Annotated in this window: 10 protein-coding genes; all 10 read left to right on the top strand. The window is 44.3% G+C overall.

Features of this window, described 5'->3' with window-relative positions:
• Positions 1-118: 118 nt before the first annotated feature.
• On the top strand, positions 119-3,802 hold the full coding sequence (locus SPB21_RS19130) for an NB-ARC domain-containing protein (RefSeq protein ID WP_499867469.1): 3,684 nt from the start codon (positions 119-121) through the stop codon (positions 3,800-3,802).
• Positions 3,803-4,044: 242 nt separating this feature from the next.
• Entirely contained in the window at positions 4,045-4,653 is a 609-nt protein-coding gene (locus SPB21_RS19125) for a tyrosine-type recombinase/integrase (protein WP_499867467.1), read from the top strand.
• A 399-nt stretch (positions 4,654-5,052) separates the two neighbouring features.
• Positions 5,053-8,469 (top strand): helicase-related protein, encoded by a 3,417-nt coding sequence (locus SPB21_RS19120; protein ID WP_499867466.1) that lies wholly within the window; start codon positions 5,053-5,055, stop codon positions 8,467-8,469.
• Positions 8,470-8,472: 3 nt separating this feature from the next.
• Complete coding sequence (locus tag SPB21_RS19115; protein WP_499867465.1) at positions 8,473-11,778, top strand: Eco57I restriction-modification methylase domain-containing protein; 3,306 nt, start codon at positions 8,473-8,475, stop codon at positions 11,776-11,778.
• Between the two features lie 49 nt (positions 11,779-11,827).
• Positions 11,828-13,696: a DUF4268 domain-containing protein gene (locus SPB21_RS19110; RefSeq protein WP_499867463.1), complete on the top strand. Its 1,869-nt coding sequence runs from the start codon at positions 11,828-11,830 to the stop codon at positions 13,694-13,696.
• A gap of 83 nt (positions 13,697-13,779) precedes the next feature.
• Positions 13,780-14,487: a Panacea domain-containing protein gene (locus SPB21_RS19105; protein ID WP_499867462.1), complete on the top strand. Its 708-nt coding sequence runs from the start codon at positions 13,780-13,782 to the stop codon at positions 14,485-14,487.
• The gene (locus SPB21_RS19100; protein WP_499867461.1) at positions 14,456-14,875 is read left to right on the top strand and encodes a hypothetical protein; all 420 of its coding nucleotides are present in this window, start codon (positions 14,456-14,458) and stop codon (positions 14,873-14,875) included. Before SPB21_RS19105 ends, SPB21_RS19100 begins: the two co-directional genes overlap by 32 nt.
• Positions 14,876-15,325 (top strand): EVE domain-containing protein, encoded by a 450-nt coding sequence (locus SPB21_RS19095; RefSeq protein WP_499867460.1) that lies wholly within the window; start codon positions 14,876-14,878, stop codon positions 15,323-15,325.
• A 20-nt stretch (positions 15,326-15,345) separates the two neighbouring features.
• Positions 15,346-16,014: a DNA-processing protein DprA gene (locus SPB21_RS19090; RefSeq protein ID WP_499867458.1), complete on the top strand. Its 669-nt coding sequence runs from the start codon at positions 15,346-15,348 to the stop codon at positions 16,012-16,014.
• A gap of 747 nt (positions 16,015-16,761) precedes the next feature.
• Positions 16,762-17,865 (top strand): tyrosine-type recombinase/integrase, encoded by a 1,104-nt coding sequence (locus SPB21_RS19085; RefSeq protein ID WP_499867457.1) that lies wholly within the window; start codon positions 16,762-16,764, stop codon positions 17,863-17,865.
• The last annotated feature ends 390 nt before the right edge of the window (positions 17,866-18,255 follow it).

Genomic DNA, 18,255 nt, shown 5'->3' with positions numbered 1-18,255 from the left:
TTGTTGAGGCAGATTACAGCAACTAGAAACTTCCAGATAGATGGAATACTATCGGCTTAGATATCGGAAACTTTCCCTTAAGTTTCCGATTTTGCTGGTTCATCATCTGCTCAAAACCATGGGAAATCGTCAACGTGGTGTTGTCCTGACCGAGTGCGGCAAGGAAAAATTAGAAGTTGAGATCGCAGCAGCTCAAGAAGCCGAAAAATACGGTAAGCGATTCACTCAGGCAGAACTCTCGGAACGGGCTAACCTCAGCATCAAGACCATAAAGAAAATTCGGGCTCGCCTCCAACCAACCGATGAAGGTTCAGTGCGGGCCTTATTCAAGGCATTTGGTCTAGAACTACAAACTGCTGACTATGGTCTCCCGGAATTACAGGGTAAGGAATCCCAGAAGCTAACAGAACCTCAACATCTTCCCCATCTGGATCTCATAGAAGCCCCAGATGCCTATATTTTTTATGGCCGGGAGGCAGAATTACTCCTGCTGAGCAAATGGATTGTACAGGACAAATGTCGATTGATAGTACTGATTGGAATGGGTGGAATCGGCAAAACAGCTTTATCAGTCAAGCTGGGAGAAAGCGTTCAATCAGAATTTGACTACTATATTTGGCGCAGCCTGCGAGAAGCACCTCCAATAGAATCTATTTTGACTGATCTGATCAAGTTTTTATCAGATCAGCAAGAAACTGACATACCTGAGACTGCAGGAAAATCAATAACACGTTTGATTCACTATCTCCATACATCTCGTTGTTTGCTAATACTGGACAATGCAGAATCTATTCTGGAGAGAGATAACCAATCAGGAAAATATCTTGAAGGATATGAGGAGTATGGAACCCTATTTCAACGTATAGGAGAATCACGACATCAGAGTTGCCTGGTAGTCACGAGTCGAGAAAAACCCAGAGAAGTCAGTCGATTAGAAGGCTTCCATCGTCCAATAAGGTCATACAGGCTGTTGGGTTTAGAGGAATTTGCAGGACAAGAATTTTTAAAGGCAGAAGGGTTGGATGGAACAGATTCCCAATGGAAAAACGTATTTAACTACTACAGTGGAAATCCTCTAGCACTGAAAATTGCTGCCAATACAATTCAGGATTTATTCGCAGGTGATATCGCCAATTTTCTGCTCCACGGATCTGGAGTTTTTGGAGATATCAGAGACCTACTAGAACAGCAGTTTGAACGTCTGACTGATATGGGAAAGTCAGTGATGTATTGGTTGACTATTAATCGAGGATCCACCTCTATTAAAGAACTAAAACAGGATATTCTTAATGCAATTTCAACTCAAGAGCTGTTAGAAACCTTAGAATCTTTGCGGAGACGTTCTTTGGTTGATCAAAGTAGTGAAGGATTCACGCTTCAAAATGTTGTAATGGAATATTTGACCAACCAATTTTCCAGCAAAATACTTCAAGAAATCCTTACTCAAAGAATCTGTTTGTTAAATAGCCACGCTTTAATAAAAGCTACAGCTAAAGACTATGTGCGCGAAACTCAGATTCGTTTAATCCTAAAGCCTATAAGGAAAGCCCTCATCAAAAACAATGACTTCGAAGAACTCTTAAAGGGGGCTTTGTCGATTTCAAAAGAATCTTTTCTCTGCGGATACGTTGGTGGTAATATCTTAAATCTACTTGTCAGCGAAAGATGCAAACTGAGCGATTTTGACTTTTCAAATTCAACTATTTGGCAGGCTTATCTACAAGGTGTTGAGCTTCATAACATTAATTTTACAAACTCTGATCTATCAAACACAAAATTCACAAAGAGTTTCAAAAGAGTTACTGCTATAGCCTTACATCCTGATGGTAACGTCCTTGCAGTTGCACATTCAGGTGGAGAAATTCAACTACTAGAACTTTTTAGCGGTCGACAGATAGCTGTTCTTAATGGCTATACTGATTGGGTTATCTCCATTGCTTTTAGCCCTGATGGATGTTTACTCGCAAGTGGCGATTGTAGTAGTACCATCAAATTATGGGATATCAATGGATATAAATGTTTATGTACAATTCAAGAGCATCAATGGAATGTTTCTTCAGTTATTTTTCATCCAAATAGTCAACTCCTTGCAAGTGCCAGTTACGATGGAACTGTTAAGTTATGGGAACTGGGCACTTATGAGTGTCTAGAAACTTTCAACAGTAATGTTCAGGATATATGGGCAATTGATTTTAGTTCTGATGGAAAAACACTAGCGATCTCAGGTCTCGAATCAATTATTGAATTATGGGCAATCGACCAAAAAAAATGCGTAAGAGCACTGGAAGGAAATAGTCATGGAAGTTCATTTGTTAAATTTACATCTGATGGAGAGAAACTGATTAGCAGTTGTCTTGATAAGACTACTAGACTATGGGATGTTAGAACTGGTAGATGCTTAAAAGTAATTGACAAGGAAACAGCTATTGCTTTAAGCCAAGACCATTATTTCCTTGTTACTTGTCAGGATAATATCAACGATTCAATTGTTAGAATTTGGGATCTTAATAGGAATAAATGTGTTGTTTCCTTTGAGGACCCTGGAACAAATATCAATGCTATTTTTAATCCCGAGTGTAATCTTTTAATAACAACAAATGAGTTTTGTTTAATACAAATTAGAGAAGTTAAGACTGGAAATGTTTTGACTTCAATTCAAGGTTATGAAAACTATGTTTCTTCAATATCATTTTCTGATTTCTCTGATTTTATAGCTTGTGGCTATGCTAATGGCAAGATAAAAATTTGGAAGACCCCAAAATATATCCCACATCAAGCTATTCAAGCTCATAAGGCTCTAGTCAGAAATTTAGTCTTTAATCCTAATAGGGAAAAACTAATTAGTTTTGGCTTCGATAAAAGCATCAAGTTCTGGAGCACTGACACCTGGAAATGTCTTAAGAGTTTACCTCTAACAGCTAAACCATACGGTTGCTATAGTCTCAATCAAAAAATATATGCTCATGATGGAGGGTCTCTTGAAGAACCTGGAATATCAACAATTGAAGTTTGGAATCTATTTGAAGGCCAGCATCTTAGAACTCTTAAAATGGAACTCGGTGGGGTTTGGGATATGTCTCTTAGCTCTGACGGTGATAGGCTAGCTATTGGTGTCAAAAATAGAGTAATCAATATTTTTGATTTGAAATCAGGAAATTGTCTTTTTCAGCTTGACGGACATAAGGATACTATCTTTGATATTGCTTTTAGTATTGACAATAAGATATTGGCAAGTAGTAGTTGGGATAAAACAATTCGACTATGGGATTTAGAAACTGGGATATGTTTGAACATCTTGCGCGGACATACTGGCAAAGTGTATTCGCTAGCATTTCATCCTAATGGTAAAACAGTTGCCAGTTGTGGGGATGATGAGACTGTTCGAATCTGGAAGATCTCTACAGGTGAATGTTTGACTAAACTTAAATGCAAAGGTGGAGTCATTCGAAAAATTTGCTTTAGCCCAAATGGAAATTTTTTGGCCGTTTATCTACCAGTCCCAGGAATTTTAAATCTTTGGAATTTAATAAGCCAAGAGATCGTAATAGCCTTAGATTCTCGAAGTTCACAATTTTCTTTTAGTCCTAATAGTTTGTTTTTTGCTAGCTCTTCTACTGATGGTTCAGTTGAAATTTGGGATCTTCAGTCACTTTCTCTTCAGCAAAGACTACCATTGCCTAGATTGTACGAAGGGGTCAATATAACTGGAACAAAAGGATTAACGGAGGCACAGAGGTCATCTTTGCTTACCTTGGGAGCAGTTGATCGGTCCTCTGAAAATAGTCTAAGACTTGAAAGTTAAACTTCTGAATTCTCAAGAAAGCGCCTAAAGATAAGCCAAACTTATACTCTGTGATCCAAACAACACAGCTGAAGCAATCGGCCGTTAAAAACCCCATTTTCTCGTTAGACCAATGATAAGTGCAGACTATCAGAGTTGCTAATAAGAGACACATAACAAACTGGACAGCTACACCCCCCTAACTTCATGAACAAAGTGCCATACTTTGTTCAAAGGCAAGTAATTCTCACCCGCTACAGATCATGACTGCCGCTGCTATTCTTTCAAAGAAGTCTAAAAAAGTTCGTCGAGTCAAAAAGCAGGCTCGTGTTTTGAACTATGAACAACTCAATCTGTTGTTCCAATATGGTGCTCCTTACTCTGATTTGTATCGCCTGGCCTATTGGTCAGGTAGTCGGTGCTCGGAGATTCGTGAGCTGACTGCAGATGCTCGTAGGGATGGGCAGCTGATCATTTTGCAATCCAAGGTGAGTGCTGAGAAGCGTTTGCCGATTGATGGTGCGATCTCACCCGTATTGGACCGTTTACCATCCACTGGCTACCTATTCCCAAGCCCTACCCACATCGATACACAACGCCCCATTGGTCGTACCAGCATCCACAATCACCTATCAGAACTAGCTGCCGATCTAGAATTGCCAGGAGTCACAACTCATAGTTTTCGTCGCAGCCGTGCCACCCATCTCTATCGGGCAAAGATGGCTCCTGCCGCCATTTGCAAGATAACAGGGCATCGATCGGTTACTCAGCTAATGGAGTACATTGATATTGCTATAGATGAGGCCGCTGCCGAGGCGGCTGCTATCACTGCTGCTGCATTCCCTGACGGATTTGGTAACAGCCCAAGTTGACATTTTCCTCTGACCGATTGACAAAAGCTTTCCGTTAGTCATACGAAATCAGAAGAAGTGATGTATCACAAGATACCTATCAAAGCTCTTCAAAGTTAGGTATTCCTGTTAACTCAGCCATATTGAAGCAATTTAGCAATATATTTTGACGTTTGACATGACTGTAGCCGCTTCCATAAGGATACATATTGCAATGTGGGTAGTTTAGCCTTAGCCATAGACATAGATATCGATACCAATCTTGTAGCTAGTGCTTCTGAAATTAGCTTGAGTTTAGGCAATCTATTGATATACACCCAGTACTGGGGGAAGATAGCACCTGGCTTTTAGATACTTTTGAAGGAAAACTATCAGGTTCATCACCAGTAGTTTCAGGATTACAGTTAGGGAATTTCAAGCTTGCCACGCATTTTTGACAACATTGACCTTCAGCTTTTAGAAACACTGAAGGATACGCTCAATCAGGCGACCCGAGCTGATTTTTGTGTGGGCTATTTCAACCTGCGTGGATGGCGCTTAATTGATCCGACTATTGAACAGCTAGCTGGGGAAGACGATGCTCGCTGTCGTTTGCTGATTGGGATGCAGCGGCTACCGAAGGATGACCTACGCAAAAATCTAGCCATTATCAAGGACAACAAGCGCATTGACCAAGGAGAAGCGCTGCGTCTGAGAAAACTGATGGCCCAGGAGTTCCGTGAGCAGTTGATGTTAGGGGCTCCCAGTTCAGAGGATGAAGCAGGGTTACAACGCCTCAAGGCACAGCTCCGGTCAGGCAAGCTGGTGGTTAAGCTGCATTTACGCTATGCCTTACATGCCAAGCTTTATTTAGTCCATCGCTCAGACCATATCGCACCAATTGTCGGGTTTGTGGGCAGTAGTAACCTTACCCTGTCTGGGTTACGTCAGCAGGGAGAGCTGAATGTTGATGTAGTGGAGTCCGATGCTGCTCAGAAATTACAGCGTTGGTTTGATGACCGCTGGGGTGATCGTTTTTGTCTGGACATATCAGAAGAGCTGGCGGACATCATTGACGAAAGCTGGGCCAGGGATAAGCTGATCAAGCCCTACTACGTTTATTTGAAAATGGCTTACCACCTGTCTCAAGAAGCACGGGATGGCTTAAGCCAGTACCAGGCTCCTCGCGACTTTGGACTGTTGAAGTTTCAGGAAGCAGCGGTGCAGATTGCGGCTCACCATGTGAATAAGCGTGGTGGCGTTATGGTGGGCGATGTGGTGGGGCTGGGGAAAACCCTTGTGGGCACTGCTGTGGCCCATCTCTGTGAAGAGGATTTTGGAGTTAGCACCCTAATTATTTGCCCCAAGAACCTGGTCAAGATGTGGCAGGGCTATGTCGAGCGGTTCGGGCTGCGTGGCAAAGTGATGTCTGTTAGTCGGGTGATCCAAGACTTGCCAGATGTTCCAGCTCGGTTTCGATTGGTGCTGATTGATGAAAGTCATAACCTGAGAAATCGAGAAGGTAAGCGCTATGCCGCTATCCGGGACTACATCGAGCAGAGCGGCAGCCGATGTATTTTGCTAACGGCCACCCCTTACAACAAAACTTACCTCGATCTGTCGGCACAGCTACGCCTGTTTGTCCCTGAGGATAAGGACCTGGGCATCAAACCCGAAATCTTGATTCGGGAGTTAGGCAATGAGATGGAATTCAGGCGTAAGCATCCCCAGACGCCCGTCAGGTCCCTAGCTGCATTTGAAAGAAGTGCGTATGCGGATGATTGGCAGCAGCTCATGAGCCGCTACATGATCCGACGTACTCGCAGTTTTATTAAGCACACCTATGCCGAGCAAGACCCGGCTGATGGCCGCTATTTTCTGGAATTCCCCGACGGCAGTCGTTCCTACTTCCCTCTGAGGCGACCCAAAACGGTGCAGTTTGCCATCGACAGTGAGGACACAGACCCTTATGCCAAGCTGTATTCAGATCGGGTAGTGGACATTATCAATGACTTACACCTACCTCGCTATGGATTGGGCAATTATGAACTAAGCCGTCATAAAGAACCACCCGCCCCAGCTGATCAAAAAGTCTTAGAAGGATTGTCACGGGCAGGACGACGGTTAATGGGGTTCTGCCGTACAAATCTGTTCAAGCGATTAGAAAGTAGTGGCGAGGCATTTATCCTATCCCTGGAGCGTCACATCCTCAGAAACTATGTCTACATCCATGCCATTGATAACGGTCTGGAAATTCCAATCGGGTCTCAGGATGCAGAGTTTCTCGACACCTGGAACAGTGATGAAGATGCTGACTCTGTAATGTCCCTGGGGCTAGATTTAGAAGTCCAGGAGGACAACGAGCAGCTGGATGATAGCGAGCTGGCTCAGTTGGATGCTGTGGAGCAGAAAGAGAGCAGCTATAAGCAACGGGCGGCAGATATCTATCAGCTGTACATCACTAAATATATTCGCCGTTTCAAATGGCTACGGCCTACCTTGTTTAAGAAAACCCTGAAACAGCATCTGCGGCAGGATGCGCGAGCGCTGATCGGTATTTTGCAACTGTGTGGCCAATGGGTAGCTGATAGCGATCGCAAGTTCCTAGCATTAGCCCAGCTCCTAGAAAAAGAGCATTCTGGCGACAAAGTACTGATCTTTACTCAGTTTGCTGACACTGCCCGATATTTAGGACATGCTCTAATTGAACGGGGGTTAAAGCAGGTAGCAGCGGTTACTGGCAGTACTAATGATCCAACTGCTCTGGCCTGGCGATTTAGCCCAGTGAGCAACGATAAGCGCGATCAGGTACCGGAAAATAAGGAACTTCGAGTATTGGTGTCTACCGATGTTTTGAGTGAAGGCCAAAACCTACAAGATTCGTTCATTATTTTGAACTATGACCTTCCCTGGGCCATTATCCGTTTGATTCAGCGGGCAGGGCGGGTGGACCGTATTGGGCAAAAGGCCGATGAAATTTTGTGCTATTCGTTCTTACCTGCTGAAGGTGTTGAGCGGTTAATTAACCTGCGGGGGCGGTTACACGCTCGTTTGAATGAAAATGCTGAGGTGGTTGGAACCGATGAAGCCTTCTTTGAAGATGAAGTTCAACGGGAGTTACTCACTAATCTGTACCACGAAAAGTCTGACATCTTAGACGAGGAAGATGACGGGGAAGTGGATCTCACCTCAGAGGCTCTTCAGATTTGGCAAAACGCGGTAGACGCCAATCCTAAGCTTAAGGGACTGATCGAGGGCCTACCTAATGTGGTCTACTCATCGCGTGTCCATGAGTCCAGCGTTTTTGACCCAGAAGGAGTATTGGTCTATCTGCGCACCTCTGCTGGTACCGATGCTCTGGCCTGGGTTGATAAAGACGGCAATAGCGTCACTCAATCACAGATGCGAATTTTGCGCACGGCACGGTGCAGCATCGATACCCCTGGAGTACCGCGTCATCCCAACCACCATGAGCTGGTGCAAACCGGTAGCCAGCTGATTGCCAAGCAGGAACTGAGTGTAGTGGGCCAGCTGGGCAGCCGCCGTAGTGCAGCGTCTAGAGCCTATGAGCGACTAATGGCCTATGTTCGAGACATTGAGGCAAATTACCCTGTACTGGCTATTGGCCCAGAATGGGAAAGCCTAAAACGAGCCATCGATGAAATCTATAGTTTTCCGCTACGGCAGAATGCCATTGCTAAACTAAACCGCGAGTTCAAAGCGGGCATAGATGATGAGCAATTGGCCAAGCTGGTGGTGTTTCTGCGAGAAAACGATGCATTGTGTGTGATCAACCCGGAGGATGAACACCGCGAAGCACAGATTATTTGTTCGATGGGACTGGTTAAGGGGGACTAACGAATGCCTGTAAATCGTCAGTGGGTCAGAACTTTTCTTCAGCAGTTTGACTTTGAGTCATTGTTTATCGAAGAGTTAGGCTGGGATACAGTCGATCTGAATGTAATCCCCGTGGGCATTGATGATGAGCCCTATCAGGCCCAGGCGATCGCACAAAAGCGCGGCATGGTGGTTTACCATTGTCAGTCAGAAAATGGGGGTAATATTCCCGGCAACAGTACTCGACGCAAGATAGACCACCAGATTAATCAGTACACCCGTGAACACCTGATTATCTACAGCGATGAGGCACAGCAAAATCAGATCTGGCAATGGGTACGCCGCGAGAAGGGAAAACCGTTAGCTGCGCGGGAGTATCAATACCACATCAATCAAGATGGTGAAAGCTTGGTTCAAAAGCTTGAAGCGTTAGCCATAGACCTCGATGAAGAAGAAGCACTTACGCTGACCGAAGTCACCAAACGGACTAGAAAAGCCTTTGACGTTGATAAGGTCACAAAAAGGTTTTACGACCGTTTCAAGAAAGAGCACGGGCGATTTCTGGACTTTATCAACGGTATTCAAGAGCAGTTTGATCAGGAGTGGTACTGCTCCATCATGCTCAACCGGTTGATGTTTGTGTATTTCATGCAGAAAAAGGGGTTTCTGGATGGAGATAGTGACTATCTGCGGAATCGTCTCAATACTTGCCAGCAGAACCAAGGCAATGACGAATTTTACTCGTTTTATCGTTATTTCTTATTGCGGCTGTTCCATGAGGGCCTAGGTAGCCCAGATCGAGACGATCCGACATTAGAATCCCTAATCGGCAAGATTCCCTATTTAAACGGAGGATTATTTGACGTACATGAATTAGAAGAACGCTATCCCGAGATTCAGGTGCCGGATGAGGCATTTGAGGCAATTTTTAACTTCTTTGATGAGTATCAATGGCACTTAGATGATCGCCCCCTTCGAAATGATAAAGAAATTAATCCCGATGTGTTGGGCTACATCTTTGAAAAGTACATCAACCAAAAGCAAATGGGGGCGTACTACACCAAAGAGGATATTACCGATTACATTGGCAAAAACACGATTATTCCCTATCTATTTGATGCCGCTAAAAAGGAGTGTGCTATTGCGTTTGAGCCCAATGGAGAAGTTTGGCAGCTCTTACGGGATAACCCAAACCGCTATATCTATGATGCAGTTCAGAGAGGAGTAGATTTAGAGCTGCCGAAAGAGATTGCAGCAGGTATTGAAGATGTGTCAAAACGGGATACCTGGAATAGGTTTGCAGAGCCAGACTATGCCTTGCCAACGGAGCTATGGCGAGAGCATGTAGCCAGACGGCAACGGTGTTTAGAAGTACGGAAAAAGCTGAGCACTGGCGAGATTCATGAAATCAATGAGCTGATTACCTACAATCTGGATATTCGACAGTTTGCTCAAGATGTGATCGAGCAATGTGAAGGACCAGAACTGCTGCGGGGTTTTTATAAGGCCATTAGTCAGATTTCGATTTTGGACCCGACTTGCGGGTCAGGGGCGTTCTTGTTTGCAGCACTGAACATCCTAGAGCCATTGTATGAAGCATGTTTGGACCGAATGCAGGGATTTGTGGATGATCTAAATCGTTCAGCAGATAAACCTCATCCAGAAAAGTTTAAGGATTTTCGTCAAATTCTAGAGCAGGCGGCAAAACATCCTAATCGTCAGTATTTCATTCTGAAGTCCATTATTTTAGGGAATCTCTATGGTGTAGACATCATGGAAGAGGCTGTGGAGATTTGCAAGCTACGCCTTTTCTTAAAACTTGTCTCTCAGGTAAATGCTAAGTCTGACAAGCCTAATTATGGACTGGAACCCCTACCAGATATTGACTTCAATATTCGAGCAGGCAACACATTAGTAGGTTTCTCTACTTATGATGAGGTCAAAAAAGCGGTAGAAGGCGATGACCAGCAAAAGCTTGATCTTTTCAGTGATATGCAACGCATTGATGAAAGCGCAGAGATTGCAGATCGTGCATTTCAAATGTTCAGAAAACAGCAAACTGAACTGGGCATGAATGCAAGTCAGTTTAAGGCTGCAAAAATTGAAGTCAAGCAGCGATTAGGAGAGCTTAATAATGAATTAAACAGATATTTAGTCAGAGAATATGGAATTAACATCCAAAAACCCAAACTAGTCAAAGAATGGGTTGAAACGCATCAACCTTTTCATTGGTTTGTTGAGTACTACAGAATAATGAAATGTGGAGGTTTCGATATTATCATTGGTAACCCTCCATACGTTGAATATAAAAAAACTAAAGTAGGTTATAAAATCAGGGGTTATTCGACCGAAAAATGCGGAAATTTATGGGCATTTGTTCTAGAAAGAGCAACTCTACTACTAGGAAACAAAAGAAGGATTTCTTTAATAGTCCCACTTAGCCTTGTTTCAGCATCCAAAATGCGTCCTGCTCTCAATTACTTAGATACCCAGAGCGATTATTGTTCTTTACTCTCTCTTTCAGGAGACGCTCATCCTTCCGTACTTTTTGACGGAGTAAAAATGAGCTATGTGATTTTTACTCACAAAATATCAAGATATAATCCAGAACGCAACATCTTTTCGAGCAAGCTTTATCGCTGGCTTTCTAAAGAACGAAAACATCTTTTTTCGATAATCGAATATATTGACTCACCTACTATAAGACCCTTTGACTTATCACCAAAGATTGGAAGCAACACTGGGAAAATAGTCTTTGAAAAAATCTGTTCTAAAGCCAGGAAAGTTCATGAAAATTCTATCAAAAAATCTGATTATAAAATTTTATATCATAGAATTGTTAGACACTTTGTGAAGAGCTTGATTAAAACGCCATATTTTTTCAATGAAAGAGATGGCGAGAAAAAGTCTGAAGATTATAAGGAGATATATTTTCAAGATTTAGAGTCTTCGCAAATCGCTAGATCAATACTGGTATCAAGCATTTTTTATTACTTTTTTATTTCGCTTTCTGACTCATATCATTGTGGAAGAAAGTTAGTTTTAGAATTTCCTATTGATATTTTAGAGATCAAAGAATATGGCGCAAGAGAGTTAATAGGAATAGGTGAAAAATACGAAGAAAGTCTTTTTGAAAATGCCCAAAGAAGGGAGATAAGGTATAGAGCAACTGGGTTAACAAAATATGATGAATTTTACCCTAGGCTCTCTAAATATATTGCTGATGAAATAGATTTTATTTTAGGGAGCTATTATTCTTTAGATGACTATGAGTTAGATTTCATTATTAACTATGACATTAAATATCGCATGGGACTAGACAATATGTAGGTGTAGGGAACTGGAGGTTCATTTTTTAATTCTTATAAGACTCATTATTATGCCTTTTATTATTCAAAATCTTATTCCAGAAACTCAAAATCTAATAACAATCACTGAAAGCGATTCAGGTCAACTTGCTTTATCGCTGATGATCGAACATGACTTTAGCCAACTGCCGGTCATCGATACCAGCAATACGCTAAAAGGCATGATTACCAGCGACTCTATTCTCAGGGCCGTTAGTTACTTCAAAATCACCCCAGAAAATCTCAAAGTTTCCCACGCTACCCATAAAGTCAAAGCCTGTCGCATTGACGATGACCTCTCTGAACTCCTCAAAGAACTAAGAGATACCAATGCTATCCCCATCGTAGACAAACAAGGCAAACTCAAGGCCATCGTTACCAGCTACGACACTGCCGAATACTTCCGCCGCCGTGCCGAAGACATCATGCTGGCCGAAGACATCGAAACCACCCTACGAGACTTCATCGAAAGCAGCCATCGCAACGAAGCCGGTGAAGTCGATGAGGACGCCCTTACTCAAGCCATTCAAGCCATTACCCCTTCCAGCAAAGAGCTGAAAAAGAAGTTCAAGTCTGCCCTTCTTAGCTACATTGGTCAAACTAGCAGTGGTACATCCACACCAAACGACCCCATCCTCGATTCAGTATTTACTAAGCATCTCGATCAACCCATCGCACCCAAAGCCTTTGAAGAGCTAACGCTATACGAATTTATCCAGATTTTCAAAAACCTTTGGCCCCAACATAGTGCGGACTTTAAAGACCTTACCTGGGATGCTGTCAATCAACTTCTAGAGGATGTTCGCCTGACTCGAAATGCGATCGCCCATTTTCGCGAGGTGACCCCACAACAGCGAGAACAGCTCAAATTCTGTGCTGCTTTCCTAGACCGTCATCGACCTACAGTTGATACAACAGCAGAGGAATTCACCGCAGGAACTATTTATCAGGGAGGCTCCAATACTCCTACGATTAATTATCATTTTCACGGCCCAATCGGTAACGTCGCAAGTACCAATCATGGCAATATGCACGATATCCCTGCTGAAAATAAGGTTCAAAGTGACGAGATTAATGATGACGATGGAACTTTGAACCCTACAGATGAAGAAATCGATGAAAATGAGAGTCGCTATGCACCTCTAGCAGTTTGGTTACAAACCCAAATGAGCGATAGGGTTACCTGCACTTTCAAAGAAATTGAGAATATCATTCAAGACGAACTTCCACCGTCAGCACGTCAGCATCGCAACTGGTGGGCGAATGACAGTGTTAGTCATGTCCAATCAATTCAATGGCTAGAAGCAGGTTGGCGTGTCTCCAGCGTCAACATGTCCACAGAGCGCGTGGTCTTCTCCCGTATGGGAGACCGACAAAGCAAATACATCGACTTCTTCAGCCAACTTCAGGAAAAACTTCAAGCCTCAGAAGAGCTTAACATCAAGCCTCAGACTAACCCTCAGGGTCGCCACTGGTTTGTTCTCTTGGTGGGACCAAAGAACGGTGCAGCATACATACCACCCTGGATCGTCTTCTCATTTGCCCGTAGATCCCGCTTCCGCATTGAGACCTACATTAACGAGCGAGAGAAAAAGCACAACAAACCTATTTTTGACCTGCTATATAGCAAGAAGAAAGAGATTGAGGCTGATTTCGGCACAGAACTAAGTTGGGAACGGCTAGATGGCAAAGCCGGGTCACGCATCGCCTATTACCGAGCAAACTCGTCGATTACAGACGACGATGAAACACTAGCTCAGATCCAAGACTGGGCTATTCAGATCCTGCCAAAATTTCATAATGCCTTGTCTGAGAGGTTTCTAGGAGCAAAACGGCAGGTAGCAGCTGTAAAGAACGATAAAGACGACATCTCTGCAACCGATAATACTGAGAGTCAATAACAGCGGGCTAAATGTTACCAAGCATCAGCTAATCAAACACAGCTACTTACTAGTTCATTTGAACTATAGGCTATCATTCAGTTATGAAAAGCGCATTAGACATAGCCACCTATTTCCTCCATAGAGTAGATCGAGAAGCAGGCGACACCATTTCTGCCCTCAAACTTCAGAAGCTCGTCTACTATGCTCAGGTCTGGAGTATGGTGCTGCGCGATCAGCCGCTTTTTCAGCAACCCGTTGAAGCCTGGAAACACGGCCCAGTAGTTCGGGAGCTATGGGAAACCTACAATGACTATCGCCATGAAGCGATTCCTGCACCCTCAGCTCAGTTGCCACCCTTTGCCCCAGGAGAACTGGAAGTTTTAGACTTCGTCTGGGCGCGCTACGGCGAACTCAGTGCCCACCAGCTACGCGAACTTACCCACTCTGAACCGCCCTGGCAAAATACTCGTGACGGTCTAGCCTCTGATGAGGCCAGCAATCGGGTCATTTCTCTAGAGGAGATGAAAACGTTTCACTCTGCCGAAAGCCCCTGGGGTGAGGTCACACCCGAGAGCCAGCGTATTTGGGAAGCGCTTGTCTACGAACTCCTGTGCCGCCCCGAAGAATTTAGAGCCGACCTCGATCCCAATCTCGAAAGCTTGAAGAATGCCCTATTAGACGCTATTGAGCGTGCTAGTCCTAACTATGCTCCCGCCATGACCGAGGCGCTTACTGAAGCCATGGCACTCCCTGATGACGCCCCTACGATGGATGCCGATGACTTCAGAGAATGGCTCACCCAGGTATAGGGTAGTCCCATCAGACAAATTTACCAGAGCCCTCAAAACCCTCAAAAAAAGCTACAAAAGCCAGCGGGAGACCAAAGCTTTTACAGATGCGATTGGTGACATCGTCGAGGGCCTGACCCACCAGCCAAGATCAGATAGCTCACGGCTGGAACCATGGCCAGCTAATCTCAATTCACCTGACGATTGGGAGTTTCGAAAGCTAGTTTTTCCCGTGCCCAAACGCAAAGGAGCATCTGGGGAAGGCCGATTGATGTACTTGGTCAGCGATCAGCGTCTAATCATCCGCCTAGTCTGGCTTTATACCCACGAAGAGTTTAAAAAACGCCCTCCCGATAAAGATCTGAAAACCCTTATGCGAGAATTACTTGACGACCCAGAGAGCAACTAGATGGATAAACGTGCATATGGGCTATGCCTATTCAACGCGGACACCTGGCCCGAGTTCCTAGAAGCCGGAGGTGACACTGTAGGCTATCCCCACACCCAGCACAAAACCGTCTTTCGCATTAAGCCTGGTGACTATATCCTTGCTTACATGACCAAGGTTTCTAGATGGATCGCTGCCATGGAAGTCACTTCAGATCCATACTTCGACACCGAGACAAAAATCTGGAAGCAGGCCCTCTTTCCCTGTCGCCTCAAAGTCAAAATCCAGCATCAGCTTGCCCCCGAACATGGCATACCTGTCCTATCTCTGGCTCCTCAATTAGAGCTGTTCGATAACCTTAAATCCCCTGCTCACTGGGGTCTGCTCTTCCGCTCTGCCCCCCGAGAAATTCCCCAGTCCGATGGCCAGATAATTATTCAGGCAATCCACAAAGCCCAATCCTCATCCTAGTAGCGACTTGTCCTAATACCGTGCTTCAAGTTGTACCGATATCCCCGAAACACCCTTCCTATCCCAAGGCATTGCAGCAGTATTGGCATCAGCCATCTCTGAAGACACTGAATACAATCGGCAACCTGCAAATTTTAGAAAACCGAACGCTAGCAATTTTTTGCTCAGTTCAATGCCCTGGCGATCTCATCCTAAATACTTACGACTTCGCCCGTACCCTACGCGATACCGGCACAGCTACCATCAGCGGCTTCCATTCCCCAATGGAAAAGGAATGCTTGAACCTGTTACACCGTGGGGCACAGCCTATCCTGTATTGCCCTGCTCGCAGCCTAGAGAAAATGCGTCTATTTAGGGACATCAAAGCTGCTATCGAGAATGAGCGTATGCTGCTTTTATCCCCATTCGCAGTCAAGCAAAATCGAGCAACAGCGGCTCTAGCCCAGACCCGTAACAACCTGGTCGCCGCGTTAGCTGATGCCATCTTTATCGCCTATGCCGCTCCTGGCAGCAAAACTGAAGCATTGGCCAAACAGGCCGTTGCCTGGAGGAAGCCGCTGCTAACCTTTGAAAGCTCTGATAATCAAAACCTACGTGATCTAGGAGCTCAAGTAATCACCCCTGCCTTTGGCAGAAATTTTTGGCAATGCCTAACAGAGAATGCCAAGGTCCCTTTGCTCAACGGATAGCTCTAACTCTGTAGCTGAATTACTGACCTCACATCTGACAGACAAAGAATACCTTGCGCCGTTGTTGAGGCCTGTTGAGTAGGTGTTGAGCAGTTACTCAACACCTCAAAATCTACTGATATCAAGAGGTTGGAAGTATTAGTTATGTAGCAGTTGAGTGTGTTGAGTAATTCAATCCTTTTCTGAAGATGGCTAATGGAACATCTTGGTCTACTTATTTATGAAGGTTTTAAGCATATCTTTCCAAACGACCCCTACTTATCCTACGTAGTGGTCTAGCTAACCGACACATTTATGCCAACCCTTGATTTATGGCGATAGCTGTGGCATTTCCGATGTACCAAACTAAGGCTTTCAGCTAATCAGATATCCCAAAATTGGGCAGGCAGGCAAAGGTGATATCAATAGTTCGAGGCATTTAGGCCAGGAAGTCAGGATGGTAATCATTTAAAGCTAGAGATTATCCTCTCTTCAAATAAAAATTGTGATAGCCTTGTGATAATGCTCCTTCAAGAATCTCTGGAATATTTGAAATAAAAGGTTTTCAGGAAATTGCTTTCCACTTTGGGGTAGTAGGGGTCGTGGGTTCAAATCCCGCCGCTCCGATTGATGAAAACCGCTGATATCAGCGGTTTTTGTGCTTTAAACATTGGCTTACCTTTGGGTGCAGCCATTTTTGTACTACCCGAAACTTGACGAAAGAATGCGGGTTTTACAGGATAAAAGGGTGCGTGATTGGTGCGCCCTATGCCCAGAACCCAAAAAGGACAAGTCAGCATCCTGAATAAAGATGGCTGGATTCAGCTGCGTTGGCGATACCAGGGGAAACGGTATTACCTCAGTCCTGGCCTGATCTATAGCAATGTTAATGTCCAGGTTGCACAGCAACGTGCTGCTCAAATCCAGCTAGATGTCATCTCAGGCAACTTTGACACGACGTTAGCCAAGTACAAGTCTGATGGAGATCCTACGCGCACCCATTCTGCCGTCAGCTTATTCAAAAAATTCATTGAGTTTAAGACTAAGACACTGCAGCCGAGGTCGCTTGATAAATATCGAGGTCTGCTTAACTGGTTAATTGAATTCTCTGGAGACCGTTCCATCAATAGCAATGATGCTGAGGTCTTTCTTGATTGGCTGGGCGATAACCTCAAGCCGATCACACTGAAAGAGCGGTTGAGCTTGCTGAATGCTGCCTGGGAGTGGGGTATAAAGCAGAAGTTGGTTACCGATAACCCTTGGAGCGAATTAAGTGTAAGGGTTCAAGCACAGCAAAAACCCCAACCCTTTACTAGGGATGAAGTTAAAGCCATTATCAACGCATTTAAAGCCAGTCATTATTACAGTCACTACGCTGACTATATTCAGTTTAAATTTGGGACTGGATGCCGCACAGGTGAAGCGAATGGCTTGCGATGGCGACACTTAAACCCTGACTGTACTGTCGTTTGGATTGGTGAATCCCATACCCATGGTCAGTTCAAGGATACGAAAACTGGCAAAGCTCGTGAGTTCAAACTTTCGGCGTCATTATCTCAAATGTTGAGAAACCGCCGACCAGTAGATGTTAAACCCGATGATTTGGTATTTCCTGCACCTAAGGGAGGTCCTATTACAGAGGGTAATTTTTCTCGTGATGGTAGGGCATGGCCCACAATTTTGAAGCAATGTGAGATTGAAAATTATCGCTCACCATATAAGACTCGACATACGTTTATTAGCCATGCTCTAGAGGCTGGTATGAGTCCTGCCGAGGTCTCTGCCATTACCGGACATGAGTTAGAGACACTATATAAGCACTACGCAGGAGTCATTAAGAGTGCACCCGAGGCTCCTGATCTGTTTGCATAATCAACACTCTGTAAATTCTAGTTTTAGAGGTGTTTGCGTTTTCTGACCTTTCCACTCGGCAAGGATTTTCTGAATAATTCAATTGCCTTTTGGTGCGCTTCAAGGTCATCTTGGTTAAGCGACCAATCTAAAACCATTTCTTTGATATATCGAATTGGAGCGGTAGGCCCTTTACTCAGACGGGTATAGTGAACCCCACTAATCCACTCTTTACGTAGTGACTTAAGTTTGTCTTTTTCGCACCGAAGTAACATACAGCACTCTTCGGTTGTCATAAAGGTTATTTCCATCTTCTCTTCTAAAAACGTGTCGATCGTGTCTGAAAAATGCAAAATCCTTTTACAGCAACGGTTTCAGCCAAAATAACCGTGTCTAAACCGTGTCTGAACC

This window comes from Leptothoe sp. ISB3NOV94-8A (assembly GCF_043421595.1).
GTDB classification, from domain to species: domain Bacteria; phylum Cyanobacteriota; class Cyanobacteriia; order Phormidesmidales; family Phormidesmidaceae; genus Leptothoe; species Leptothoe turfae.
Note: the sequence above shows the minus strand (reverse complement) of the source record. Positions and strands in the feature narration are given on the sequence as shown.